The sequence below is a fragment of the Pseudomonas fluvialis genome, assembly GCF_014207935.1.
GTDB lineage: Bacteria > Pseudomonadota > Gammaproteobacteria > Pseudomonadales > Pseudomonadaceae > Aquipseudomonas > Aquipseudomonas fluvialis_A.
The window spans coordinates 298,573-322,072 of record NZ_JACHLL010000003.1; the positions used below are offsets into that span (position 1 = coordinate 298,573).

At 62.3% G+C, this 23,500-nt stretch carries 17 protein-coding genes; 1 reads left to right on the forward strand and 16 read right to left on the reverse strand.

The window, feature by feature from the left end; genetic code table 11:
- Positions 1-252 precede the first annotated feature (252 nt).
- The 16 genes from HNP49_RS10360 to leuC form a co-directional block, all read right to left on the reverse strand.
- Positions 253-2,892, reverse strand: a complete 2,640-nt coding sequence (locus tag HNP49_RS10360; RefSeq protein ID WP_184682983.1) for a LuxR C-terminal-related transcriptional regulator — start codon at positions 2,890-2,892, stop codon at positions 253-255.
- Positions 2,893-3,041: 149 nt separating this feature from the next.
- The gene (locus HNP49_RS10365) at positions 3,042-5,942 is read right to left on the reverse strand and encodes an HD domain-containing phosphohydrolase (RefSeq protein WP_184682985.1); all 2,901 of its coding nucleotides are present in this window, start codon (positions 5,940-5,942) and stop codon (positions 3,042-3,044) included.
- Positions 5,943-6,073: 131 nt separating this feature from the next.
- Complete coding sequence (locus HNP49_RS10370) at positions 6,074-7,285, reverse strand: O-succinylhomoserine sulfhydrylase (RefSeq protein WP_184682987.1); 1,212 nt, start codon at positions 7,283-7,285, stop codon at positions 6,074-6,076.
- A 37-nt stretch (positions 7,286-7,322) separates the two neighbouring features.
- Entirely contained in the window at positions 7,323-8,828 is a 1,506-nt protein-coding gene (gene purF / locus HNP49_RS10375) for an amidophosphoribosyltransferase (RefSeq protein WP_184682989.1), read from the reverse strand.
- Between the two features lie 34 nt (positions 8,829-8,862).
- Positions 8,863-9,387 carry a CvpA family protein gene (locus HNP49_RS10380; RefSeq protein WP_184682990.1) on the reverse strand — a complete coding sequence of 175 codons (525 nt, stop codon included), beginning with the start codon at positions 9,385-9,387 and terminating at the stop codon, positions 8,863-8,865.
- Positions 9,388-9,455: 68 nt separating this feature from the next.
- Positions 9,456-10,022, reverse strand: a complete 567-nt coding sequence (locus HNP49_RS10385) for an SPOR domain-containing protein (protein WP_184682991.1) — start codon at positions 10,020-10,022, stop codon at positions 9,456-9,458.
- On the reverse strand, positions 10,023-11,315 hold the full coding sequence (gene folC / locus HNP49_RS10390) for a bifunctional tetrahydrofolate synthase/dihydrofolate synthase (protein ID WP_184682992.1): 1,293 nt from the start codon (positions 11,313-11,315) through the stop codon (positions 10,023-10,025). It lies immediately after the preceding gene.
- A complete protein-coding gene (gene accD / locus HNP49_RS10395) occupies positions 11,312-12,190 on the reverse strand; it encodes an acetyl-CoA carboxylase, carboxyltransferase subunit beta (protein ID WP_184682993.1) in 879 nt (292 codons plus the stop codon). Before accD ends, folC begins: the two co-directional genes overlap by 4 nt.
- A 179-nt stretch (positions 12,191-12,369) precedes the next feature.
- Positions 12,370-12,990 (reverse strand): phosphoribosylanthranilate isomerase, encoded by a 621-nt coding sequence (locus HNP49_RS10400; protein WP_184682994.1) that lies wholly within the window; start codon positions 12,988-12,990, stop codon positions 12,370-12,372.
- 56 nt (positions 12,991-13,046) lie between these two features.
- Positions 13,047-13,907 carry a tRNA pseudouridine(38-40) synthase TruA gene (gene truA, locus HNP49_RS10405; RefSeq protein WP_184682995.1) on the reverse strand — a complete coding sequence of 287 codons (861 nt, stop codon included), beginning with the start codon at positions 13,905-13,907 and terminating at the stop codon, positions 13,047-13,049.
- 3 nt (positions 13,908-13,910) lie between these two features.
- A complete protein-coding gene (locus HNP49_RS10410) occupies positions 13,911-16,832 on the reverse strand; it encodes a FimV family protein (RefSeq protein WP_184682996.1) in 2,922 nt (973 codons plus the stop codon).
- A gap of 153 nt (positions 16,833-16,985) precedes the next feature.
- Entirely contained in the window at positions 16,986-17,996 is a 1,011-nt protein-coding gene (locus HNP49_RS10415) for an aspartate-semialdehyde dehydrogenase (RefSeq protein ID WP_184682997.1), read from the reverse strand.
- 110 nt (positions 17,997-18,106) lie between these two features.
- The gene (gene asd / locus HNP49_RS10420; protein ID WP_184682999.1) at positions 18,107-19,219 is read right to left on the reverse strand and encodes an aspartate-semialdehyde dehydrogenase; all 1,113 of its coding nucleotides are present in this window, start codon (positions 19,217-19,219) and stop codon (positions 18,107-18,109) included.
- Between the two features lie 56 nt (positions 19,220-19,275).
- Positions 19,276-20,358, reverse strand: coding sequence for a 3-isopropylmalate dehydrogenase (gene leuB, locus HNP49_RS10425; RefSeq protein ID WP_184683001.1), 1,083 nt, complete (start codon positions 20,356-20,358; stop codon positions 19,276-19,278).
- A gap of 13 nt (positions 20,359-20,371) precedes the next feature.
- Positions 20,372-21,019, reverse strand: a complete 648-nt coding sequence (gene leuD, locus HNP49_RS10430) for a 3-isopropylmalate dehydratase small subunit (protein WP_184683002.1) — start codon at positions 21,017-21,019, stop codon at positions 20,372-20,374.
- An 11-nt stretch (positions 21,020-21,030) separates the two neighbouring features.
- The gene (leuC, locus tag HNP49_RS10435; RefSeq protein ID WP_184683004.1) at positions 21,031-22,458 is read right to left on the reverse strand and encodes a 3-isopropylmalate dehydratase large subunit; all 1,428 of its coding nucleotides are present in this window, start codon (positions 22,456-22,458) and stop codon (positions 21,031-21,033) included.
- A 160-nt stretch (positions 22,459-22,618) separates the two neighbouring features.
- Between leuC and HNP49_RS10440 the strand changes: the two genes are divergently transcribed.
- Positions 22,619-23,491 carry a LysR family transcriptional regulator gene (locus HNP49_RS10440; protein WP_184683006.1) on the forward strand — a complete coding sequence of 291 codons (873 nt, stop codon included), beginning with the start codon at positions 22,619-22,621 and terminating at the stop codon, positions 23,489-23,491.
- The last annotated feature ends 9 nt before the right edge of the window (positions 23,492-23,500 follow it).

A 23,500-nucleotide genomic window follows, 5' to 3' on the forward strand; every position in this document is an offset into this window, starting at 1 on the left:
TGTGAAACGCAAGTGAGGTATCGGCAAGGTGCGACACCTGGCGACGGCCGGATTGACTCGGCTTTTGCCATGCTCGGCAGACTAGGGAAAAGCACCGGGCGCCCCCCCCCTCCCGGGAGGGGGGAAGGGGGCATTGGCCAGAGAGATGGGAAGAAACTGCGACAGACCGCTCAGAACCTGTTTACGATCTCCTGGCCGTCGGCCATACGGCGTCAAAAACAGCCGAAGGCTGTTACTGACGTAGCGCCTCTCTCAGACCGGCCAGATGTACTCACGCGCGGCGAGAATCGCCTCGGTACGACTGGCGACCTGCAACTTGGAATAGATGTTCTTCAGGTGCCATTTGGTGGTGGACAGGGCAATCCCGGCACGCTGACTGATCTCGCCATTCGACCAACCGGCCAGCAGCCCATGGAATACTTCCAGCTCCTTGTCGGTCAGCACCGCGCGTGGATTGAGCGACTGTCGTGCCACCTGCCCTGCCTGGAAGAACTCGGCATACAGCTCGCAGTAACGCGCAGGAATCTGCAACAGACCCGCCTGCTGCAACTGCGCCAGGATGGGACCGAAGCCCGGCGCCTCGTCCAGAACGGTACGGGTCAGGTTGTGCACCCCGTAGCGCATCACCAACTGGCGCAGCACTCGTACCCGCTGGCTGTCCGACACCAACTCTGGGCTGTGCAGCCACAGGTTGACCTCGACTACCAGGCTGCGCACATGCATCTCGCTGCTGCGCAGGGACTCGGCCAGCACCTTGAGCACCCGCACCGCACGCCCGGCATTGCCGCGCCCGATCAGCCAGTACGCGGTCGCCAGGCCGTAACGCTCCCAGCATTCCTCGTAAGGACGCACCGTGTCCCACTCACCGGCCTGCAGACGCTCGGCCAGGGCGAAGCGTTGCGCGGCGCTTTCCAGAGCGGCAGGCTTCCCGGCCAGCAGTGCCTGTCGCAGGCTTTCCTGCGCCACCTGACTGACGAAGCGGGGAAATCTGCCCAGCTCCAGAATGCGCAGCAACTGATCAAGCAGGCGTTGGGCTCGGCTGGGCAGCTGGCGACCACTCAGCAGTCGCGACAGGGTGATATGCACCGTGGCAATAGCCTCGGTGGCAGAAGAGGAACTGACCTCGGTCAGCAGGTCCTCGCACAGCTGCTGGGCCGCAGCCAGCTGGTTCTGCTCATAGAGCGCCACCACCATCGCCGTGGCCCGGTTGATCCAGGCCGGCTCATGCCGCTCGGTACGCTGATAATCGGCATACACTGCCTGCCGGGCCTCGCTCGCCCGCCCCGCCGCGCGATGACAGAGCGCAATAACCAGATCGATATAGCTGGCCATGAAGAAATTGCCGCCCTGCTCCAGCAACACCTTGGCCTCACTGGCACGGCGCAGAGAGGATGTCAGACGGCCACTCATCAGGTCGTGATAGGCCAGCGCGGTCAGGGCTCTGACCCGGGTTTCCGGGCATACCCGTTCATCCAGAAGGCTCGGCGCATCACGCTGGATATCTGCCTCACTGTCGAACTGGAACAGGCGCAGAGTCAGACGCATGAACTGCAGTGCATGCGTGCCCAACTGAGGCGCCCTGCCCTGCTCGACCAGTTGCTGGATCATCTGCAGGTAGAACTCGGCCTGATGAAAACGCCGCGACAGGGTCAGGGCGCCAATCAGGGTCACCAGCAGCGGCGGATGTTCCTGCAACTGCTCGTCCGCCAGCACGCCATACCATTTGCGAATCAGCTCGAAACGGCCGCTGCCAACCCAGGCGCTGCCAGCCTTTTCAAGCACACTGATGAACAGAGCTTGATCGGCCGTTGCCTGAGCCTGCTGCAGGGCCGCCTCGACTTCGCCCTGGCGCAGGTAATACTCGGCCGCACGGCGACGCAGCAGCAGCACGGTTGCCGGACTCTCGATGCGCAGCCGCGCCCCGAGAAAGTCCTGCAACAGGGCGTGATAGCGATAGGCACCGGGACGCTGCTCGACCGGCAACATGAACAGATGCTGCTCAGCCAGTTGCTCCAGCAACAGCGCCGAACCGTTGCGCTGCAGAACGTGGTCACACAGCGCACCATCGAACTGATCGAACAGTGCAGAGCCGAGGAAGAACTCGCGCAGCTCCGGCGCGAGCTGCTTGAGCACTACCTCGCCGAAGTAATCGACGATTTCCGGTTGGGTGCCGCTGAAGCACTCCAGGGCCGTGATGCCATAGCGGGCAAAGGCCAGCAGCGCGACCTTGACCCCGGCCACCCAGCCCTCGGTCATGCCCTGCAGGCTGCGCAGGTAGTCGTCACTCAACGGAGGCCCACCGAGGTGGCGATTGAGCTGCTGCACCTGTTCGGCCGACAGGCGCAGATCATGCTGATCGATACACAGCAGGCGGTCCTGCAGCTTCAGCCTGGTCAGGGAAAACCCCGGATGCTTACGCGAGGCAATCAGCAACCGCACGTTGTCCGGCAGGCTGTCGAGCAACGCTGCCAGGGCATCGACAATCACTCCATCCGTCAGGTGATGGAAATCGTCAAACACCAGCTGCAGGTTGCCGCCGACACGCTCCAGCGCCTCGGCCAACAACTCGCCGGCTACGACTGGCGAGCGCGAAAACTCGGCTCCGATGGGGTCAAACCAGGAAGGGTCGAAGTCGCTGACCTGCTGACGGATCGCAGCCAGAAGGCGTCGGAAGAAGCGCACCGGCTCATTATCGCGGGCCTGCAGATTGAGCAATACATGGCGGGTACTGGATTCGCGCTGCAGCCATTGCGCCAGCAGCGTGCTCTTGCCCGAGCCTGCCGGCGCCAGCAGCAGGGTCAGGGCATAACGTTCACTGTGGCTGAGCAGCTCCAGCAAACCTGGACGCAGCACGCCCAGCGACACCGGCAGCGGGGTGACTCGGCAGTCCATACAACAGGCCTCGTGCGGGCATTATTCTTATTCTTGTAAGCAACGCACTCGACGCTGCGCCCGCAGAGTAGGTCGCTACCGTCCAGATAAACGTGACGGACGCCACAGTATTCCGGCAAGCCACCCCCAACCTTCGACGGGCCCCCCCCCTACAGATAGGCAGTGATATCCACATCGTCGATCAATGCCTTGGGCATGTAGCGCTCGGCGTAGTCGCGGTAGACACCCGAGCGCAGAAACAGGGCGAACAGCTCGGCATCGATGTGCTGGTCCTTGCGCATGAAGCCCATGATCCTGATCGCCTCGGACAGGGTCTTGCCCTTCTTGTACGGACGATCCACCGCCGTGAGCGCCTCGAAGATGTCGGCTATCGCCATCATCCGCGCCGGCACGCTCATTTCCTCGCGGGTCAGGCGCTTGGGATAACCGCTGCCGTCCATCTTCTCGTGATGGCCGCCAGCAATCTCCGGCACTCGGCGCAGATGACGCGGGAACGGCAGTTTCTCCAGCATGATGATGGTCTGGATGATGTGCTCGTTGATCTTGTAGCGCTCCTCCTCGGCCAGGGTGCCACGACCAACACTGAGGTTGTAGAGTTCGCCGCGGTTGTACAGATACTGCGGCACATTGACCTTGAAGCCCCAGGGATTGTCCGCCGCCATCTGCTCACGCGGGCCACGCGGAAACAGGTGCTCCGGTTTGTCGGCCAGCAAGGGCTCCAATACGGGCAGGCTCGGTTCCGGCGTACCTTTCTTGCGCTCCATTTCCTCATGGGAAATGCCGATACGATCAGACAGGGTGCGGTGCCAGGTACGCTGGGCGATACCCTGGAGGCGCCCCAGCAGCTCAGGCGCCATGAACTCGCCACCTTCGTTGCACTGCGCAACAAAGGCAAAGTCATCGTCCAGTTGCCGCAGCTGTTCGGCCAGCGCCTGCTGCGCGACTTCGGCATCGGCACCAGCGGCAATGGCTTGCCAGCAGGCCACTTCGGCATCGCGTTTGAGTACCTCGAACCGCATGCGCACTTCATGGATACGGTCGTAGAGCGTTTCCAGCTTGGTCGCCTTGTCTACCACGTACTCCGGCGTGGTGACCTTGCCACAGTCGTGCAGCCAGGCCGCAATATGCAGTTCTTCCCACTGTTCTTCGCTGAGGGCGAAACTGGCGAATGGTCCGTCACGCTCGGCACAGGCCGCCCGCGCCAGCATCTTGGTCAACTCAGGCACCCGCTGGCAGTGGCCACCGGTATAGGGGCTCTTGGCATCGATCGCCCCGGCGATCAGCTGGATAAAGGACTCCAGCAGCACCTTCTGCTCATCGATCAGGCGCTGGGTATTCAAGGCCACTGCCGAGGTGGTCGACAACGCCTCAACAAAAGCCATCAGTTCAGGGCTCAGCTTGTGCTGCTTCTCATCGACCAGCAGCGCCAGTGCGCCGAGCAGATCCCCCGCCCGGCTCTTCAGCGGCAACACCCACAGCGACAGCGGCTTGCTGATGTCGCTGAACAGCGGGAAGTAGGTCTGCAGCTCCTCTGCCGAGAGCGCACAGGGCTTACCCTCGCGCATGGCCCGGACCACCGGATGACCGTGCGCCATGGCCAGCTCGATCGCATCGCCGGATTCGGCGTCAAGCAGACTCCCGCCCCAGCGCGCACGAGCCAGCTCGATGTGACTGGCATCGGCATCCGCCAGGTAGATCAGACTGCCTTCCGCCTGGGTGATTTCCTGCATTTCCCGCAGCAGGTGTGCCAGCAGGCGCTGGAAGTTGGTCTCGCTGGAGAGGGCGATCGACAGTTCGAGAAAGCGATGGATGGTGCTCTTCATACTGCCCATGGCGCGGGACAGATCGACCACCTCGGCAATCTGCGACTCGACTTCGATCGCATCATCGAAATCGAAGCGTTCGATCTTCTCCGCCTCAGCGGTCAGTGCATGCAGGGGCTTCGAGGCCAGGCGCGCCATGGCGAGGGCCAGCAGTACGCCCAGCACCAGCAGAGCAACCGCGATCAACATGCCATGCCGGCGCAATTCAAAGGCCTCGGCCAAAAGCTCAGCATGGGGCGTGGCCATCAGCATGGTCAGTGCCTGTCCGCCAACGGTAGGCAGCGCAATGCGGATGCCCTGCCAGTTATCCCCAGCCACCGTAAAGGTCAGGTCATCCTTGCCGGTCTGGTTCAACTCGCTGACCAGCCGCTGCAGCATTGGCGCCGGCAGCTCACTCAGGCGCGGCAGGCGCATTTTCCCGCCCCCGGCATCGATCATCTCCGGTGCACCCTTCTGCCAGCCGAGCACCTCGCCCATTGCATTGAGCAGGGCAATGCTGCTGCCCGGAGTGACTTTGATTTCCTGCAGCAGGGTATTCAACGACTGCAGGGTGACGTCCACACCAGCGATCGCCTGACCATTCTCAGCGGGATAGGCAAAAGTGACGCCCACCTGCCCGCTGCTGAAAAAACGGTAAGGATCGGTGACATAAAGATCACCACGCTGCTTGGCGCTGAGAAACCAGGGCCGGCTGCGTGGATCAAACTGGTAGTCGGGTTTTGCCCGCCGCTCGATGACCTGATAGTCCAGGCCTATAAACACATGCTCGCCAACCGGTTTGCCGTCGACGACCTGGATACTCTGCACCAGCCACTGCGTACCAGACGGTGGCTGGAATAGCGACATCAAGGCAGGTTCGTTGCGCCAGGGCCGAATCATGAAGAAGTCGCCACTGTCATAGCCCATATACAGGGCCGTGACGGCCGGATGACTGTCCAGAGCAGTGATGAGAAACTGCAGGCTGTCCAGGCGCTCCTGCAGGTTGTCGGCGTGGATCAAACGCTGATGTGCCATCAGGGACACAGTGCCAACCGTTGGCCGGTAAAGGGCATCCAGTTCGGCAATCGCACGCTGGCCGACCAGTTCGAAGTGTTTTTTCGCGCCGTTGACCATCAACGCACTGGTCTGCATGAACTGGTAGCCATTGCTGACCAGCGCAAAGGCCAGCAACAGGCCGACGAACAGATAGGAGATGTGCACGTAGAGCGGAATTCGACGCGATGGCATGGCACGCTTCCCTGTCAGCGATATGCCCCTCCACTATAGGAGTTCATGGGCAGCGCGTCTGTGCCCGACCCCTGCCTCGCGCAATAAAAAGCCCCCGACCAGCGGAGGCTTTTTCAAGCAGACCCGAGGCTTTACAGCGCGGCCAGCCCCAGCGCCAGATCGGCCTTGAGATCCTCAAGTTCTTCAAGGCCCACGGCGATGCGGATCAGACTGTCACGGATGCCAGCCTTGGCCCGGTCTTCCGGGCTCAGACGACCATGGGTGGTAGTCCCCGGATGGGTAATGGTGCTCTTGGCATCCCCCAGGTTGGCTGTGATGGAAAACAGTCGGGTGGCATCGATGAAACGCCAGGCGCCATCCTTGCCACCCTTGACTTCAAAGCTCACCACAGCGCCAAAACCCTTCTGCTGGCGCTTGGCCAGTTCATGCTGAGGATGGCTCGGCAGACCCGCGTAGTAGACCTTCTCCACCTGCGGTTGCTGCTCCAGCCACTCGGCCAGCTGCTGCGCAGTGGCACAGTGGGCCTGCATGCGCAGACGCAGAGTTTCCAGCCCCTTGAGGAACACCCAGGCATTGAACGGGCTGAGGGTCGGGCCGGCGGTGCGCAGGAAACCGACCACTTCCTTCATTTGTTCGGCACGCCCGGCCACCACGCCACCAAGGCAACGGCCCTGACCGTCGATGAACTTGGTCGCCGAATGGATCACGATATCCGCCCCCAGTTTCAGCGGCTGCTGCAGCACCGGGGTGCAGAAGCAGTTGTCGACCACCAGCTGTGCGCCGTTGGCATGGGCCACTTCGGCCAGTGCCGCGATATCCACCAGCTCGGCCAGAGGGTTGGACGGCGACTCGACGAAGAACAGTTTGGTGTTGGCCTTGCAGGCAGCCTGCCACTGGCCCAGATCAGCCAGGGTGACGTAATCGACCTGGATGCCGAAGCGCTTGAAATACTTCTCGAACAGGGTGACGGTGGCGCCGAAGACGCTGCGCGACACCAGAATATGATCACCGGCCGAGCACAGGCTCATCACACAGGCCAGGATCGCCGCCATACCGGACGCAGTCGCCACCGCCTGCTCGGCACCTTCAAGCGCCGCCATGCGCTCCTCGAAGGTCCGCACAGTCGGGTTGGTGTAACGCGAATAAACGTTACCGGCGACCTCCCCGGAGAAGCGCACGGCGGCATCGGCCGCACTGCGGAACACGTAGCTGGAGGTCATGAACAGGGCTTCGCCATGCTCGCCTTCCGGCGAGCGGCGCTGGCCAGCACGCACCGCCAGCGTATCGAAACCCGCTTCGCTGAGGTCGCTATCCAGTCGTCCTGCCTGCCACTCGTTGCTCATGCTTGTGCCTCTGTGGGCGGCCGGCGCCGCCCTGCCCTCAGTTGTTGTACAGGTCGATGATCGCGCTGACCACGTTGACCTTGTTCTTCGATGCGTCGTTGCGCGCCTGCTCGATCTTGTTCAGGTAGGCCTCGTCGACGTCACCGGTGACGTACTTGCCGTCGAACACCGCGCAGTCGAAGTTGTCGATCTTCACCTTGCCACCACCAACCGCCTCGATCAGGTCCGGCAGATCCTGATACACCAGCCAGTCGGCACCGATCAGCTCGGCCACTTCCTCGGTGCTGCGGTTGTGCGCGATCAGCTCGTGGGCGCTGGGCATGTCGATGCCATACACGTTCGGGTAACGCACGGCCGGTGCCGCGGAGCAGAAGTAGACGTTCTTCGCCCCGGCTTCACGGGCCATCTGGATGATCTGCTTGCAGGTAGTGCCGCGCACGATGGAGTCGTCCACCAGCATCACGTTCTTGCCGCGGAACTCCAGTTCGATGGCATTGAGCTTCTGGCGCACCGATTTCTTGCGCGCGGCCTGGCCCGGCATGATGAAGGTACGGCCGATATAGCGGTTCTTGACGAAGCCTTCGCGGAACTTCACGCCCAGATGATTGGCCAGTTCCAGTGCCGAGGTACGGCTGGTATCTGGAATCGGGATGATCACGTCGATACCATGCTCGGGACGCTCGCGGAGGATCTTCTCGGCCAGCTTCTCGCCCATGCGCAGGCGTGCCTTGTACACCGAGACGCCATCCATGATCGAATCCGGGCGGGCCAGGTAGACATGCTCGAAGATGCAGGGCGCGTACTGCGGGTTCTCCGCACACTGGCGGGTATGCAGCTTGCCATCCTCGGTGATGTACACCGCTTCACCCGGGGCCAGGTCGCGGATCACGGTAAAACCGAGCACATCCAGCGCCACGCTTTCCGAAGCGATCATGTATTCCACGCCCTCATCGGTGTGACGCTGACCGAAGACGATCGGGCGAATACCGAAGGGGTCGCGGAAACCGACCACGCCGTAGCCGGTGATCATCGCGACGACGGCATAGCCGCCCAGGCAGCGCTTGTGCACGCCACTGACGGCAGCAAACACGTCGTCCGGCGTCGGCTGCAGCTTGTTGCGCACCGCCAGCTCATGGGCGAACACGTTGAGCAGCACTTCCGAGTCGGAGTTGGTGTTGACGTGGCGCAGGTCGGATTCGTAGATCTCGCGCGACAGCTGCTCGACGTTGGTCAGGTTGCCGTTGTGCGCCAGGGTGATGCCGTACGGCGAGTTGACGTAGAACGGCTGGGCTTCGGCCGAGCTCGAACTGCCTGCTGTCGGGTAACGCACATGACCGATACCGGCATGTCCGACCAGACGCTGCATGTGGCGCTGCTGGAACACATCGCGCACCAGACCATTGTCCTTGCGCAGAAACAACCGGCCGTCATGGCTGGTCACGATGCCGGCAGCGTCCTGGCCGCGGTGCTGGAGCACAGTAAGGGCGTCATACAGCGCCTGATTGACGTTGGATTTGCCCACGATACCGACGATGCCACACATGTGACGAAACCCCTATTGATTCAGGCTAAACGCATTACAGAGAAGGCAGGCCCTGTGCGGGCAAACCACCAGCTAGCCATTGACCGGCCAAGCCCAGAATCAGGCTCTTGGACCAATCGGCCACCATCAGAAAATGTGGCAGCAAGGTCGACTGCTGCCACCAGATATCCTGTTGCACCGGTGCCAGGCTAAGCAGCCCCACCAGTACCACCACCAGCAGGGCGCCACGCGCCGCGCCGAAAAACATGCCGAGAAAACGATCGGTACCGCTCAGGCCGGTCACCCGGATCAGCTCACCGATCAGAAAACTGATCAGGCCACCGACCAGCAGGGTCGCCACGAAGAGCAAAGCACAGGCCGCGATCACACGCGCCGAGGGAATATCGATGAAGTCGGTGAGATGCTGAGCCACGGCTCCACCGAACAGCCAGGCGACAACGCCCGCAACGATCCAGACCACCAGTGACAACGCCTCCTTGACGAAGCCACGCTTGATACTGATCAAGGCAGAAACACCGATGATGGCGACAATGGCCCAATCAACCCAGGTGAAAGCCACGTTGCATCCCACAAACGAAAAAGGCCCTGCATTCTAGCAGAGCCCCGTTTTGCCGGTAAGTCTTGACCTCAGCCTTGCTCGGGTTGGAAACGCACGATAAAGCCGTTGAGCTTCTGCTGACGATTGAGCTGATCACGCAGGCGATTGGCCTCGGCACGCTCGATCACCGGCCCCACGAAGACCCGGTTCATGCCATCGACGCTGCGCACGTAGGCGTTGTAGCCCTGCGCGCGTAGTCGCTGCTGCAGTTCGACCGCGCGCTCGCGACTGGACAGGCTCGCCAGCTGCACCGACCAGCTGACCGGCAGGCTGTTCGCATCCAGATGACTGACTGACTTGGCAGGTTCAGCCTGCGCAGGCGCAGTCACCACCGGCTCCGGCTGCACAGGTACAGACCCGACTTGATCCTGGGGTGGCTGGGGCGGCTCAGGAATCGGCTCAGGCTCTGGCACTTCCACCGGCACCACAGACTGCTCGGGAATCGCCGGCATCGATGGCATGACCGGGGCATCGACCACGACCTGCCGCTGCTCGTCCGGACGGGAGAACAGCATGGGCAGGAAGATTACCGCCAGCGCGACCAATACCAGCGCACCAACAATGCGCTGCTTCAATCCCTTGTCCAGCTCAGCCATCTACTCGACCTCATGCCCATTGTGCTGATGCAACCATTGCAGTGCCTCGGCCACGCAGAAGAACGATCCAAACAGCAGAATCTGCGCACCATCGACCGCTTCGTCAGCAGCCTGAGTAAGTGCAGCCGCCACCGTGCCGGCATTCTCCACGCTGGCACCACCTGCAAGCAAGGCACTTTCCAGCTCCGCTGCAGGACGTGCGCGCGGCGAATCCAGGGTGGCCACATACCAGCGGCTGACCAGCGCCTGCAGAGGCGACAAAACACCCGGCAAATCCTTATCGGCGAGCAAACCAAACACCGCCAGTCGCTCGACAGGCTGTGCGCCCTGCCCCAGGCGCTCTGCCAGATAACTGGCGGCATGCGGGTTATGCCCAACATCGAGCATGAGCTGCAGGCGCTTGCCGCGCCAGGTGATCTCGCGACGATCCAGGCGCCCGGTGACGCGCGTGCCACACAGAGCCGCGGCAATCACGTCCGTACGCCAGGGCAAGTCCAGCAACGCGAAGGCCTGTACGGCCAGCGCCGCATTCTCCATCGGCAGATCGAGCAACGGCAGATCGTCCAGTTGCAACGGCATGCCCTCGGCGGTCAGGCCCCGCCACTGCCAACCAGCTGCATCGATCTGCAGGTCATAGTCGCGCCCACGCAGGAGGAAAGGACAGTCGAGCAGCGCCACCTGCTCCAGCAGGGGCAAAGGGGGATCGAGATCACCACACAGGACGGGCTTTCCAGCGCGACAGATACCGGCCTTCTCGAAAGCCACCGACTCACGGGTATCGCCCAGCCAGTCGGCATGATCCAGGCCAATGCTGGTGATCAACGCCAGATCAGCATCGACCAGATTGACCGTATCCAGACGACCACCGAGGCCGACCTCCAGCACGACCGCATCCAGCGCCGCCTGTTCGAATAGCCAGAAAGCCGCCAGCGTGCCCATCTCGAAGTAGGTCAGGCTGACGTCGGTACGCGCCGCCTCGACGGCGGCAAAGGCATCGCAGAGGGCAGCATCGCTGGCCTCGACGCCCTGGATTTGCACCCGTTCGTTATAACGCAGCAGGTGCGGTGAACTGTAAACGCCGACTTTCAGACCACAAACGCTCAGCAGGCTGGCCAGAAAGGCGCAGGTGGAACCTTTGCCATTGGTGCCGGTCACGGTTATGACCAGCGGCGCAGGGCGACCAAGTCCGAGTTGATGGGCGACCTGCCGGCTACGCTCCAGGCCCATATCGATGGCCGTAGGGTGCAGCTGCTCGAGATAACTCAGCCAGCCGGCGAGGTCGCGTTGACTCATGCGCTTTCCAGTGCGGGAGAAGGCTTGTGCTGCATCTGCGCCAGCAGGCGGGCCAGACGCGGGCGCAGCTCATGGCGCGGAATGATCATGTCGATGGCGCCGTGCTCCAGCAGGAACTCGCTGCGCTGGAAGCCTTCCGGCAGCTTCTCGCGCACGGTCTGCTCGATCACCCGCGGACCGGCAAAACCGATCAACGCACGAGGTTCGGCAACGATCACGTCGCCAAGCATGGCCAGGCTGGCCGAGACACCGCCATACACCGGATCGGTCAGCACGGAGATAAACGGTATCCCCTCTTCGCGCAGGCGCGCCAGAGCAGCGCTGGTTTTGGCCATCTGCATCAGCGAGATCAGAGCTTCCTGCATACGCGCACCACCGGAGGCTGCAAAACACAGCATCGGGCAGCGCTGCTCCAGTGCCGCGTTGGCCGCACGCACGAAACGCTCGCCAACGATGGCGCCCATGGAGCCTCCCATGAAATCGAATTCGAAGGCACAGGCCACAACCGGCATGCCCACCAACTTGCCACGCAGGGCAATCAGCGCATCGTTCTCGCCAGTCTGCTTCTGCGCCGCCAGCAGGCGATCCTTGTACCTCTTCGAGTCACGGAACTTGAGGCGATCGACCGGTTCCAGATCGGCACCCAGCTCCTCACGGCCATCGGCATCGAGGAAGATATCCAGGCGCTGGCGTGCGCCAATGCGCATGTGGTGATGGCACTTGGGGCAGACATCCAGGGTCTTTTCCAGTTCGGGGCGATACAGCACCGCATCACAGGATGGGCATTTGTGCCACAACCCTTCGGGCACCGAACTCTTCTTCGCCTCCGACCGCATGATCGAAGGGATCAGTTTGTCTCTCAACCAGTTGCTCATGCGCGTGTTCTCCAGTCCTTCTGCAGAGCCGCCAGCACTCTGATCGCGCGGCGGCTCCAGCGTATTCGGTTGCTTACTGGCCATTGGTGAACCCACCCTGGCACAGAGCATGACGATCAATCATGACTGGCCTGTGGACGGCATCCAGACCGGCGACGTCACATGCCCACAGCAACCCGTCACGCATGGCGCACCGCCTGAATAAACGCCTGAACCTTGGAGGCATCCTTGATGCCCTTGGCCAGCTCCACCCCGCCACTGACGTCCACCGCATACGGGCGAACGTGAGCAATGGCGGCGGCGACGTTTTGCGGCGTCAGCCCGCCAGCCAGAACCACCGGCTTGGGTAGATTTTGTGGAACCAGATCCCAGTCGAAAGCCTCCCCGGTCCCGCCGGGAATGCCTGGCACATAGGCATCCAGCAACACGGCCTGCGCCGAGGGAAAGGCACACACCTGGGCAGTCACATCATCCCCCGCCTTCACCCGCAACGCCTTCATGTAAGGACGCCCATGGCCCTCGCAGGCGGCGCAGTCTTCGTCGCCATGAAACTGCAAAAGATCCAGCGGCACTGCGTCCAGGGTTTCGCCGATTTCACAGCGGCTGGCATTGACGAACAGGCCAACCGTGGTCACGAAAGGTGGCAAAGCCCGCACAATCGCTTGCGCCTGGCTAACCGAAACCGCACGCGGACTCTTGGCATAGAACACCAGGCCAATGGCATCCGCCCCGGCAGCTACGGCGGCCAGGGCATCCTCAATACGGGTAATGCCACAAATCTTGCTGCGAACGGCGGACACTGTGCAGACACCTAAAAGGAATGTGCCGGGATGTTAGCAAAAGGAGCAAAGCACCGTCAGCTCATCACATCCGGCAAAGAACTGAGAAAATGTGGCCCGATGTAACGCTTGGGCAAGTCGAACTGCTCGGGATACTCCACCTGGACCAGATACAGCCCATAAGGGTGCGCGGTGATCCCGCCGGCCCGTCGATCACGCGCCGCCAGCACCTCGGCCGCCCATTCAACCGGACGCTCGCCTGCACCAATCGTCATCAGTACCCCGGCAAAGTTGCGCACCATATGGTGCAGGAAGGCATTGGCACGCACATCCAGCACGATCAGGCGACCATGCTCGATCACCTCCAAGTGATGCAACGTCTTCACGGGCGACTTGGCCTGGCACTGCACCGCACGGAAGGAGGTGAAGTCATGGGTGCCAACCAGATGGCGCGCTGCCTCACGCATGCGCGACGCATCCAGCGGACGGTGATTCCAAGTAACTTCCTCTGCCATGTGCGCCGGGCGAATCTGATCGTTGTAGATCGCGTAACGATAGCGGCGAGCCATGGCACTGAAACGCGCATCGAATTCGCGCGGCATGGCCTTGGCCCAGGTCACACTGATATCGGACGGCAGGTTGAGGTTGGCTCCCATCATCCAGGAATGCATGGTGCGCTCGACCGTAGTATCGAAGTGCACCACCTGGCCACAGGCATGCACCAGCGCATCGGTACGCCCGGCGCAGCTGAGAGTGACCGGCGCGCCACCCGCCACCTTGGATAGGGCCTTTTCCAGAGTTTCCTGAATGGACGGCACCCCAGCGCGCTGGCGCTGGAAGCCACGATAACGCGAACCACGGTATTCAACGCCCAGGGCAATCCTGAAAACGCCAGCGGCGGCCGTATCGGCCGCCGCTGTTGGTAGTACATCAACCATTTATCAAACCAGTTTTGCGATCAACTCACGGGCCTCGACCTGTTGAGCATCGTTACCTTCAGCCAGGACTTCGTCGAGGATGTCACGCGCACCCTCGCTATCACCCATATCGATGTAAGCACGAGCCAGATCAAGCTTGGTGGCGGTTTCATCGGTGCCCGAAAGGAAATCGAAGTCTTCTTCGCCTTCCAGAGCATCAGCCAGCGGAGCGACCACAGGCGCAGCAGCCGGCTCCAGCGGAGCAGGCTCGCTCAGGGTCTCTGCCATCTGATCCAGCTCGGCACTGACCTGTTCCAACTGAGCAGCAAAGTCATCAGCCTCAGCAGCCGGAGCGGCCAGAGGCTCGTCAGCCAGCGACAGATCGAAGTCCATCGGCAGGTCCCGCTCCTCACCGGCGACTGCAGCAGGAGCAGCCAGCGGCTCGTCCAGGCTGAAATCGGCCAGATCATCAGACAGCGCAGCGGGGCCATCTTCTTCAAGACTCAGGGTGAACTCTTCTTCTGCGGCAGCTGCTGGCAGATCAGCCTCAAGCTCCAGACTGAAGTCAGCCAAGTCATCCGACTGTTCGCTGGAGGTTGCGCTCAGCAAGGGCTCGTCAGACATCTCGAGATCAAAGCCCAGGTCATCCTCGGCCAGCGCGACCGGAGCAGAGGCCGGTTCTGCTGGCAGGTCAAAGCTGAAATCATCATCCAGCGACAACTCAGGCACGCTGCCGGCATCGGAGGTATTGGGCAGGTCGGCCGCCAGATCGCCCTCCAGATCATCCAGGCTCAGATCGAACGCATCATCGAGATCGCTAGCCGACGCTTTGACCGGCTCACTGATCGGATCATCCAGCGTCAGGTCATCCAGGTTGAAATCACCCAGATCATCCAGCGCACTGGCCGAGGCAGCAGCCACAGCGGCAGCCGCCACCATCGCCGGGTACTTGGCATTGAGTTGCTCGACCTGAGATTGCGCGCCGCCCATTTCAGCCAGTTCACCCGCCTGACGCTGATAGCCTTCGCGATCACCCATCTCGGCCAGAACTTCCATCAGCTTCAGCCGCAGATCACTGCGCTGCGGCTCCTGATTGATCGCATTGTGCAAAAGATCGGCAGCCTGACTGAACTTGCCATAGGCAATATAGATATCGGCCTCGGCCAGCGGATCGCCGGTCTGCGGAGTCACACGCTCCTCTTCGGCCTCAGCCAGAGCGCTCTGAGGCTCTTCGGACAGACCCTCGAAGCTGCTTTCCGGCATATCTAGGTCAGCTTCCAGGCTTTCCTCAGTCCGACCGGCCAGCGTGCTCTGCAGCTCGGTTTCCTTCATCGCATTGCGACGGGACAGCACCATCAGACCGACCAGCAACAGCAGCAGCGCACCACCACCTGCGGCACCGAGCAGCAGCGGATTGGCCATCAGCTCGTCGATGAAGCTGACCGGTTCGGCCGGAGCAGGTGCCACGACAGGTTTGGCAGGCTGCACAGCCGGCTTGACCGGCGCTACCGGCTTAGCCGCTTCGGCAGGTTTCGCGGCTGGTACTGCAGCCGGTTTGGCAACAGGAGCGGCAGGCTTGGCAGGCTCCTCGGCATAGTTGAAGTCGGCCTGAGCTGGTTTGGCGGCGGCAGGCGCGGCTTCTACTGGCTTAACTTGTACCGGCTTGGTTTCTGCGGGCTTGCTGGCTGCCGGAGCAGCGGCCACTGGTTTGCTCGCCTCAGCCTTGGCCGGCTCGGCTACGGCAGGAGCGGCTGGTTTTACAGGGGCCGCAGGCGCCGCAGCAACCTTGTCCTTGGCAGCCAGATCAGCCTGCAGCTTGGCCATCTGTGCATCTTTAAGCGCCACCAGCTTCTGCAACTTGTCCAGCTGGCTCTGCAGATCGCCCATGCGATCTTTCAGCTCGGCATTTTCGCTGCGAGTCGAGTCCAGGCTTTCCTTGGTCACTGCCAGCTTATCGTTGAGCGCCTTGGCTTCAGCCGCACCCTTCTCGCTACCCCCGGCGGCCTTGCCGCTATCGGCTGCCACCAGTTTCAGGCTGTCCTGGCGCTCGACCTTGGCCGGAGCCGCACCAGCGCTCGCACGCTTGGTAGCATCCAGCTGACGCGTACCGGCAGGAGCCGCCGCTACTGCACGACCTTCGCGCCAAGCCGTGTTCTGCTCGGCAACCTGAGCAATGGCTTCTGCCTGGCTGCGGGCCTTGATCTGCTGCTCATCGGGCAAGCGCAGAACCTGGTTATTTTTCAGACGATTGATATTGCCGGCCAGGAAGGCATCCGGATTGAGGTCCTGGATGGCCAGCATGGTCTGGTGTACCGACACGCTGCTGTTGGGACGCACGCGTGCAGCGATTTCCCACAGCGTGTCGTTGCCAGTGGTCTTGTACTGGTTACCCTCGATGCGCGACGTTGCCACCGGGGCGGCAGCCGGACGCGGTGCCGGAGCACTGTAAGTAGGCTTACTGACAGGCGCGGCCGCAACCGGAACCTGCGGGCGGGTCACCGGTGCGGCAACCGGCATTTGCGGCGCGGCGGCGGCCTGCGGCGAATACAGCGGAGGATCAAGCAGAATGGTGTATTCACGCAGCGTACGGCCGGTCGGCCACGCAACTTCGACCAGGAAATTCAGGTAGGGCTCGCGCACCGGTTTGCTCGAGGTCACGCGAATCACGCTCTGACCATTGGGCTTGATTACCGGGGTGAACTTGAGGTCGGTCAGGAAATACTGGCGATCAACGCCGGCCTTACTGAATTCCTCAGGCGAGGCCAGGGTGGAAACCACCTCGCCGGAAGCCAGATCGCGCACTTCCATGAGGGCGATTTCTGCGCTCAGCGGCTGGTTCAGTGCCGACTTGAGGTTGATTTCCCCCAGTCCTAGCGCATGTGCCATTCCGGTTGACAGCGAAGACGCTGCCGCGATTGCCAGCACCAGTTTGCGAACCCGAACCATAGCGTTTTCCCTTGTTTTATCTTTTTTTCTCGACGCGCGAGAGGGGTCAGATTGAACGCTACCCGCTTCCGTTTCCACGGAGCCCCGCCAGCGTTCAGTCAAGCCAGTATTGTCAAGCTAGAAAAATTCTTCAAATTTTCCGGTAAGTATCTTTTACAGATAGTGTTTTATCAACAACTCGGCTATTTGCACAGCGTTTAGCGCCGCGCCTTTGCGCACGTTATCGGAAGTAATCCACAAATTAAGTTCGGTTGCGTCATCCAGACCTTGACGCAGTCGACCGACATAGATCGCATCCTGCCCTACGGCATCTCCCACTGCCGTCGGATAATCCCCCTCCTCGACCAGTTCGAGTGCGCTTTCGCCGACCAATGCGGCCTGCGCCTGCGCTAGCGGCAGCGGCCCACCAGCCAACAGACTGACACTCAGGCTGTCACCGAAGAACACTGGAGCCTGTACGCAAGTGGCACTGACCTTGAGCTCAGGCAGCGTCAGCACCTGTTGCAGTTCGGCCACCAGGCGCCGCTCCAGCAGTGCCTGGCCTTCGCCATCGACCAGGCCAACCTGGGCCAGCAGGTTGAACGCCACCTGCCGGTCAAACAGACGCGGCTCTAGCGGCCGGGCATTGAGCAACTCGGCGGTCTGCCGAGCCAGCTCGGTGACGCCTTCACGTCCGCGCTGGGAAATCGCCAGCGCCGCCATCACCGTCAGCCGCTGCAGGGTATGTTCACGGACCAGCGGCGCCAGCACGCAAGCCAGCATCACCACCGGGCTGAGCGGACTGGCCAACACATAGGGTGGCTTGAGCCCGGCAACCGCAGAGGCATTGACCTCCGGCACGATGCGCGGCGCCTCATCAAGCAACAGTGCGCCAGACAGATCGATCACCGCACATCCCGCGGCCTGGGCTCGCGGTGCAAAACTGCGGGTTACTGCCTCGCCAGCCGCAAAAAAGGCGATCTTCACCTGGCTAAAGTCGAACTCGGCGACATCGCGCACCCGCAGGTTCTTGCCCCGAAAGGCAAAGCTCTGCCCGGCCGACTCGGCACTGGCCAGCAGATGCAGGGTGCTGACCGGAAACTCGCGCTCCTCCAGCAGCTCGATAAGGGTTTCACCGACCAGACCGGTCGCACCGATCAGGGCAATGGCAAAGGATTGAGACATGAACAGACCCCGAACAGAGAAAGACTGGGCGGCACTCTAGCGACCGCCTGCAGAAAAGCAAAAGGGCCGGAACAAGCCGGCCCTTTTGCTCAACAATCAGCGCTTGCCAATCAACGCTCCAGCAGGATGCGCAGCATGCGGCGCAGCGGCTCGGCCGCGCCCCACAGCAGCTGGTCACCGACCGTGAAAGCCCCCAGGTACTGCGAACCCATGTTGAGCTTGCGCAGACGCCCCACCGGCACACTAAGAGTACCGGTCACAGCAGTCGGACCCAGCTCGCGGATGCTGGCTTCGCGCTGGTTCGGCACCAGCTTGACCCACGGATTGTGCTGGCTGATCAACTGCTCGATGTCGGCCAGCGGCACATCCTTGTTCAGCTTGATGGTCAGCGCCTGGCTGTGGCAACGCATGGCGCCGATGCGCACGCACAGGCCATCGACCGGGATCGGGCTCTTGTTGCGACCGAGGATCTTGTTGGTCTCGGCCTGGCCCTTCCACTCTTCGCGGCTCTGCCCGTTCGGCAGTTCCTTGTCGATGTAGGGGATCAGGCTGCCGGCCAGCGGCATGCCGAAGCTGTCCACCGGGAACGCTTCGCCACGCATGGTTTCAGCAACCTTGCGGTCGATGTCGAGGATGGCGCTGGCCGGGTTGGCTAGATCGTCAGCCACGGCACCGTGAATGGCGCCCATCTGCTTGATCAGCTCACGCATGTTCTGTGCGCCGGCACCGGAAGCCGCCTGGTAGGTCATGGCGCTCATCCACTCGACCAGACCGGCTTCGTACAGGCCGCCCAGCGCCATCAGCATCAGGCTGACGGTGCAGTTGCCACCGATGTAGTTCTTGGTACCGGCGTCGAGCTGCTGATCGATGACCTTGCGGTTCACCGGGTCCAGCACGATCACGGCGTCATCGGCCATGCGCAGGCTGGAAGCCGCGTCGATCCAGTAGCCATTCCAGCCGGCTTCGCGCAGCTTGGGGAAGACTTCGCTGGTGTAGTCGCCACCCTGACAGGTCAGGATCACGTCCAGGCTTTTCAGCTCGTCGATGCTGTAGGCATCCTTCAGCGGGGCAATGTCCTTGCCCACGGCCGGCCCTTGGCCGCCGACATTGGAGGTGGTGAAGAACACCGGCTCGATCAGGTCAAAGTCACGCTCTTCCAGCATGCGCTGCATGAGCACGGAACCGACCATACCGCGCCAACCGATCAGACCTACACGTTTCATAACGACTACACCCTTGTTAACAGCCCGCCGCTACAGTCACGACGGGGCTGGAGAGATTACAGACTACGCAGCGCTTCGACTACCGCATCGCCCATGCCGGCGGTGCCGACCTTGGTCTTGCCTTCCGACCAGATGTCGCCGGTACGCAAGCCCTGATCCAGGACCTTGCTCACCGCCAGCTCGATGGCGTCAGCGGCAGCGGACTGGTTGAAGCTGTAACGCAGCATCATCGACACCGAGAGGATGGTCGCCAGCGGGTTGGCAATGCCCTTGCCGGCGATGTCCGGCGCCGAACCATGGCACGGCTCGTACATGCCCTTGTTGTTGGCATCCAAGGATGCCGACGGCAGCATGCCGATGGAGCCGGTGAGCATGGAAGCCTCGTCCGAGAGGATGTCGCCGAACATGTTGTCGGTGACCATCACGTCGAACTGCTTGGGCGCGCGGACCAGCTGCATGGCGGCGTTGTCGACGTACATGTGCGACAGCTCGACCTGCGGGTAGTCCTTGGCCACTTCCTCGACCACGGCGCGCCACAGCTGGCTGGAGGCCAGCACGTTGGCCTTGTCCACCGAGCAGAGCTTCTTGTTGCGCACCATGGCCATGTCGAAGCCGACCTTGGCGATGCGGCGGATTTCGCTCTCGCTGTACGGTAGGGTGTCGTAGGCCATGCGCTCGCCGTTTTCCAGCACTTTGCTCTCACGCGGCTGACCGAAGTAGATACCGCCAGTCAGCTCGCGAACGATGAGGATATCCAGGCCGGCCACCACTTCCGGCTTGAGGCTGGAGGCCTCGGCCAGTTGCGGGTAGAGAATGGCCGGACGCAGGTTGCCGAACAGGCCCAGCTGCGAGCGGATCTTCAGCAGACCGCGCTCCGGGCGGATGGCCGGATCGATGGTGTCCCACTTCGGCCCGCCAACGGCGCCGAGCAGCACGGCGTCGGCGGCGCGGGCGCGCTCCAGGGTCTCGTCGGCCAGCGGCACGCCGTAACGGTCGATGGCGGCGCCACCCAGATCATCGAAGGACAGCTCGAAACCGAGGTTGTACTTGTCGTTGGCCAGGTTCAACACCTTGACCGCCTCGGCCATGATTTCCGGACCGATACCGTCGCCTGGGAGAACCAGAATCTGCTTGCTCATGCTCAATCCTTAATTACTTGATCGCGCCGAACAGCCAGGGGCTGCTCTGCTTGTGTTTGGCTTCGAAGGCCTTGATCGCTTCCGCGTCCTGCAGGGTCAGGCCGATGTCGTCCAGGCCATTGAGCAGGCAGTGCTTGCGGAAGGCATCGATCTCGAAGCTGTACTGCACGCCATCCGGACGGGTCACGGTCTGCGCTGCGAGGTCGACGGTCAGCTGGTAACCCTCGGCGGCCTCGGCCTGCTGGAACAGCGCATCGACCTCTTCATCCTTGAGGATGATCGGCAGCAGGCCGTTCTTGAAGCTGTTGTTGAAGAAGATGTCGGCAAAGCTCGGCGCGATCACGGTGCGGAAGCCGTACTCGTCCAGCGCCCAAGGCGCGTGCTCGCGGCTCGACCCGCAGCCGAAGTTCTCGCGGGCCAGCAACACGCTGGCGCCCTGATAGCGCGGGAAGTTCAGCACGAAGTCCTTGTTCAGCGGACGGTTGGAGCAATCCTGGTTCGGCTGCCCGACATCCAGGTAACGCCACTCATCAAACAGGTTCGGGCCGAAGCCGGTGCGCTTGATGGATTTGAGGAACTGCTTGGGAATGATCTGGTCGGTGTCGACGTTGGCACGATCCAGCGGAGCCACAAGGCCAGTGTGTTGGGTAAAGGCTTTCATCATCTGTCTCCTCAGGCCTGGATCAGTTCACGCACGTCGATAAAGTGACCGGTCACGGCAGCGGCCGCAGCCATGGCGGGGCTGACCAGGTGAGTACGGCCACCGGCACCCTGACGGCCCTCGAAGTTGCGGTTGGAGGTCGAGGCGCAGTGCTCGCCGCTGCCCAGCTTGTCCGGATTCATCGCCAGACACATGGAGCAGCCCGGTTCACGCCATTCGAAGCCGGCTTCGATGAAGATCTTGTCCAGCCCCTCGGCCTCGGCCTGCGCCTTGACCAGGCCGGAGCCCGGCACCACCAGCGCCTGCTTGACGGTCGCGGCGACCTTGCGACCCTTGGCCACCTCGGCGGCGGCGCGCAGGTCTTCGATGCGCGAGTTGGTGCAGGAACCGATAAACACGCGGTCCAGCTTGATCTCGGTGATCGGCTGGTTGGCGGTCAGGCCCATGTATTTCAGTGCACGCACGATGGAATCGCGCTTGACCGGATCGGCTTCATTGGCCGGGTCCGGCACGCGCTCATCGACAGCCAGGACCATTTCCGGCGAGGTACCCCAGGACACCTGCGGCTTGATGTCTTCGGCCTTCAGCTCGACCACGGTATCGAACTGCGCGTCGGCATCGGACACCAGACCTTTCCACTGCTCGACGGCCTTGGCCCAGTCAGCACCCTTGGGCGCGAACGGACGACCTTCAACGTAGGCGATGGTCTTTTCATCGACAGCCACCAGACCGACGCGCGCACCGGCTTCGATGGCCATGTTGCAGAGGGTCATGCGGCCTTCCAGCGACAGGTCGCGGATGGCACTGCCGGCAAACTCCAGGGCATGGCCGTTACCGCCGGCGGTACCGATCTTGCCGATGATGGCCAGCACAATGTCCTTGGCGGTGACGCCGGCGGGCAACTGGCCCTCGACGCGCACCTGCATGTTCTTCATCTTCTTGGCCACCAGGCACTGGGTGGCGAGCACATGCTCGACCTCGGAGGTGCCGATACCGTGGGCCAGGGCACCGAAGGCACCGTGGGTGGAGGTGTGCGAGTCACCGCAGACCACGGTCATGCCCGGCAGGGTGGCGCCCTGCTCCGGGCCGACCACGTGAACGATGCCCTGGCGGCTGTCGTTCATCTTGAATTCGAGGATGCCGAAGTCGTCGCAGTTCTCGTCGAGGGTCTGCACCTGGAGGCGCGACACTTCGTCGGCGATGGCTTCCAGACCGCCCTGGCGCTCCGCCTTGGTGGTCGGCACGTTGTGGTCCGGGGTGGCGATATTGGCGTCGATGCGCCATGGCTTGCGCCCGGCCAGACGCAGCCCTTCGAAGGCCTGCGGCGAGGTCACTTCGTGGAGGATCTGCCGGTCGATGTAGATCAGCGACGAACCATCGTCGCGACGCTTCACTTCGTGCATATCCCAGAGCTTGTCGTACAGCGTTTTGCCGGCCATCTGCTGTTCCTCTATCGGTTTGCGCGGGCTGCCCGCACGAATCAGGTCATTTGCAAGCAAGGGTCGAACGCCCTTTTGTGCATGAGGCGATGCTAGGGGCTTGCAATGAATAACTCCAATTCATATTTTTCATCCATTGGATAACCAAAAGGAATCCACCATGGATCTGGCCAACCTCAATGCCTTTATCGCCATCGCCGAGGCCGGCAGCTTCTCTGAAGCCGGCGAGCGCCTGCACCTGACCCAGCCCGCCGTGAGCAAGCGCATCGCCGGCCTGGAGCAGCAGCTCAATGTGCGCCTGTTCGACCGCATCGGTCGCGAAGTCAGCCTCACCGAGGCCGGTCGCGCCCTGTTGCCGCGCGCCTACCAGATCCTCAATGTACTGGACGATACCCGTCGCGCCTTGACCAATCTCAACGGCGAGATCAGCGGTCGCCTGACCCTGGCCACCAGCCACCACATCGGCCTGCACCGCCTGCCGCCCCTGCTGCGCGCCTTTACCCGGGCCCATCCGCAGGTCGCGTTGGACATCCAGTTCCTCGATTCGGAGGTGGCCTATGAGGAGGTACTGCACGGCCGCGCCGAACTGGCTGTGATCACCCTGGCCCCGGAAACCCGACCACCGGTGGCTGCCACGGCAATCTGGGACGATGTGCTGGATTTCGTCGCCGCCCCCGAGCATCCGCTAGCCCGCAATGGCACCGTCAGCCTGGCCGACGTGGCGCGGCACCCGGCGGTCTTTCCCGGCGACAACACATTCACCCACCACATCGTGCGACGCCTGTTCGAAGCAGAAGGGCTCAAGCCGAATATCGGCATGAGCACCAACTACCTGGAAACCATCAAGATGATGGTTTCCATCGGCATCGCCTGGAGCGTGCTGCCGCGCACCATGCTCGACAGTCAGGTCGCCGCCCTGCCGCTGCCCGGCGTCCAGCTGGTGCGTCGGCTAGGCTATATCGTGCATACCGAACGCACCCTGTCCAACGCCGCGCGCGCCTTTATCGCCCTGCTGGAAGAGCAGCGCGACTGAGCCGGCGAT

Coding starts and splice junctions, on each gene's coding strand:
- HNP49_RS10410 (WP_184682996.1), bottom strand. CDS start 16,832: ATGGTTCGGGTTCGCAAACTGGTGCTGGCAATCGCGGCAGCGTCTTCG.
- HNP49_RS10385 (WP_184682991.1), bottom strand. CDS start 10,022: ATGGCTGAGCTGGACAAGGGATTGAAGCAGCGCATTGTTGGTGCGCTG.
- leuC (WP_184683004.1), bottom strand. CDS start 22,458: ATGGCCGGCAAAACGCTGTACGACAAGCTCTGGGATATGCACGAAGTG.
- folC (WP_184682992.1), bottom strand. CDS start 11,315: ATGAGTCAACGCGACCTCGCCGGCTGGCTGAGTTATCTCGAGCAGCTG.
- asd (WP_184682999.1), bottom strand. CDS start 19,219: ATGAAACGTGTAGGTCTGATCGGTTGGCGCGGTATGGTCGGTTCCGTG.
- leuD (WP_184683002.1), bottom strand. CDS start 21,019: ATGAAAGCCTTTACCCAACACACTGGCCTTGTGGCTCCGCTGGATCGT.
- accD (WP_184682993.1), bottom strand. CDS start 12,190: ATGAGCAACTGGTTGAGAGACAAACTGATCCCTTCGATCATGCGGTCG.
- leuB (WP_184683001.1), bottom strand. CDS start 20,358: ATGAGCAAGCAGATTCTGGTTCTCCCAGGCGACGGTATCGGTCCGGAA.
- HNP49_RS10365 (WP_184682985.1), bottom strand. CDS start 5,942: ATGCCATCGCGTCGAATTCCGCTCTACGTGCACATCTCCTATCTGTTC.
- truA (WP_184682995.1), bottom strand. CDS start 13,907: ATGGTTGATGTACTACCAACAGCGGCGGCCGATACGGCCGCCGCTGGC.
- purF (WP_184682989.1), bottom strand. CDS start 8,828: ATGTGTGGCATCGTCGGTATCGTGGGCAAATCCAACGTCAATCAGGCG.
- HNP49_RS10370 (WP_184682987.1), bottom strand. CDS start 7,285: ATGAGCAACGAGTGGCAGGCAGGACGACTGGATAGCGACCTCAGCGAA.
- HNP49_RS10440 (WP_184683006.1), top strand. CDS start 22,619: ATGGATCTGGCCAACCTCAATGCCTTTATCGCCATCGCCGAGGCCGGC.
- HNP49_RS10360 (WP_184682983.1), bottom strand. CDS start 2,892: ATGGACTGCCGAGTCACCCCGCTGCCGGTGTCGCTGGGCGTGCTGCGT.
- HNP49_RS10415 (WP_184682997.1), bottom strand. CDS start 17,996: ATGTCTCAATCCTTTGCCATTGCCCTGATCGGTGCGACCGGTCTGGTC.